The 2434-nt window shown below is 71.5% G+C and carries 2 protein-coding genes and 1 pseudogene; all 3 read right to left on the reverse strand.

Annotated elements, in window-relative coordinates:
* On the reverse strand, positions 1-1300 hold a 1300-nt coding region (locus tag GRX66_RS18295; protein WP_233745674.1), incomplete at its 3' end, for a cobyric acid synthase.
* Positions 1300-2007 (reverse strand): cob(I)yrinic acid a,c-diamide adenosyltransferase, encoded by a 708-nt coding sequence (locus GRX66_RS18300; protein ID WP_159527763.1) that lies wholly within the window; start codon positions 2005-2007, stop codon positions 1300-1302. The genes GRX66_RS18295 and GRX66_RS18300, both read right to left, overlap by 1 nt.
* Positions 2004-2434: pseudogene (locus GRX66_RS18305) on the reverse strand (cobyrinic acid a,c-diamide synthase); the annotation flags it as partial. The pseudogene GRX66_RS18305 and the gene GRX66_RS18300, both read right to left, overlap by 4 nt.

Raw genomic sequence — 2434 nt, forward strand, 5'->3', positions numbered from 1 at the left:
CGAGGTCCCGGGTGACTGCTTCGACGCGCTTGTCCTCGCGGAAGGCCGTCTCGACCGGGAGCAGCCCGAACCCGTCGACGGCATCGAGGTCGTCGGTGGACTCGACGCCGGCGTTCGCGATACGCTCGCCGAGCATCTGGTAGCCGCCGCAGAGGCCGACCACGGGGCCGTCGAAGCCCGCGAGTTCGTCGCCGAAGCCCGCCGCCCGCAGGTCGCGCAGGTCGTCGACGGTGTTCTTCGTCCCGGGTATGACGACGGCGTCCGAGCCGTCGAGTGAGCCCGTTGGCGGTACGTACGCGACCCGAACTCCGGGGACGCGGGCGAGCGGTTCCAGGTCGGTGAAGTTCGAGATGCGCGGCAACCGGGGGACGGCGACGGTGACCGCGCGGTCGGCACGGACGCAGTCCTCGGCTCCGCGGACCGAGCGCTCGTCGGTGTCGGGCAGGGAGACGCTGTCCTCCTCAGGGAGCCCCGGGTCGTCGTAGGGGAGCACGCCGAGAACCGGGACGCCGGTCCGCTCCTCGATTTCGGCGATGCCGGGTTCGAGGAGGGCGGGGTCGCCGCGGAACTTCGTGACGACCGCGCCAGCGACCTGCTCGCGGACGTCCTCGGGCAGTAGTTCGAGCGTGCCGTAGAGGCTGGCGAACGCGCCGCCGCGCTCGATGTCCACCACGAGCAGGACGTCGACACCTCGCGGCTCCCCCGCTCGGCCATCCCGTCCCGTCCGTGACGCGACGCGGTCCGCGAACCGCGCCGTCTCGATGTTCGCCAGGTCGCGGTCCGCGAGATTGATCTCCGCGATGCTCCCCGCGCCCTCCGCGACCACGACGTCGTGGTCGGCCGCGAGCGCTCGTGGGCGGCGACCGCCGTCTCGCGGGCCTCGGCCCAGTGTTCGTCGTAGTAGTCGCCGGCCGCGTAGTGCCCGACTGCCCGCCCCGTCGAGGACGAGCTGGCTCTCGGCGTCGCCGCGGGGCTTCAACAGCACCGGATTGTGGTCGGTCGACGCCGGAACTCGTGCCGCTCGCGCCTGCACGTACTGTGAGACGCCGATTTCGCCCCACTCCGCGCCGCTGTCGGCTTCCGTCTGGGTCCCTGCGTTCCGCGCTCCCTCGGCGACCGGGACGGCGCGGGCGTTGTTGCTCATGTTCTGGGCCTTGAACGGCGCGACGCTGACGCCGCGGTCCGCGAGGTGTCGACAGAGGCCGGCCGCGACCGTGCTCTTGCCGACGTGCGAGGCCGTCCCCGCGACGAGTATCGTCCGGCAGTCGGCGCGGGCGCTCGTCTCGCGGTCGGGGGTCATCAGTACTCGGTGCCCTTCCGGGCGCGCTGGCCCGCGTCGATGGGGTGTTTCTGCTTGCGGACCTCGGTCACGAGGTCGGCGTACTCCGCGACGTAGGCGGGTTCGTCGTGCCCGCCGGTGAGCACGAGCTCGAGGTCGTCGGGTTTGTCCTCGACGAGCGCCACCACGTCCGCGGGGTCGACGAGGCCGCGGTTGGCCGCGTACAGAATCTCGTCCAGCACGAGGAGGTGGACGCCGTCGTCGGCGGGGCCCTCCAGCGGGAGTGCTCCGTCGACGTCGCGCGCGGCGTCGACCAGTTCCCGGGCGCGAGCCAGACCGCCCTTCGCTCGCGCCCGGTGTTCCTCGTCGTCGCTGCCGTCCAGGAACCCGTGCCAGCCGTAGTTCCCCGAGTTCTCGTACGTGAACCCGGGCATCTCCGCGATGGCGTTGTACTCCCCGCGGACGTCCTCGACGCTGCTCGCGCCGCCCTTCATGAACTGGAGCATGTGGACGCGGTAGCCGTGGCCCGCCGCCCGGAACCCCATCCCCATCGCGGCCGTGGTCTTGCCCTTGCCGTCGCCCCACCAGACCTGCACCAGGCCGAACTCCTCGGGCGCGCCAGGCGTAATCTCCCGTTCTTCGGGGGTTCGTCCCTTCCCGGGTGTCTGGGCGCGCTGGTCGTCGCTCGCTTCGTCGTCGACGGTCTGGTCGGTCGTGTCGTCGGTCATAGGTTGTCGAGAAACGCGTCGAACGCGCCGCTGTCGGCGTGGACGTGCGCGTACGTTCCGAGCGTCCGGTATTCGGTGATGCCGTCCTGGTCGTCGGTGATGCCGTCGCCGCGAATCACGTCGAACGCGAACCGCGCGTCGCTGCCGACGGTCGCGGAGGAGTAGTGGAACTCGTGGCCGCGCAAGGTGTCGCCCGCTGCGGCGGTGAGTGTGTCCCCCGTCGCCTGGAGCTTTACGTGGTCCAGCGCCTGGTAGCGCTCCTGCATCGTTACGTCCGCGGGGAGCACGCCCGCCATCTCGTGCGTGTCGCCGTCGGTTGTGGTCAGCGACTCGGAGAGCGCCATCAGGCCGCCGCACTCGCCGAGCACGGGCAGGCCGTCGCCCGCGAGTTCCGCGAGCGCGTCCAGGGCCGGCGAGGCCGCGAGGT

It is taken from the genome of Halobacterium bonnevillei (assembly GCF_009831555.1).
GTDB classification, from domain to species: Archaea; Halobacteriota; Halobacteria; order Halobacteriales; family Halobacteriaceae; genus Halobacterium; species Halobacterium bonnevillei.

Bases quoted from the DNA above. Each gene is read 5' to 3' on its own strand.
- GRX66_RS18300 (WP_159527763.1), bottom strand. From the start codon at position 2,007: ATGACCGACGACACGACCGACCAGACCGTCGACGACGAAGCGAGCGAC.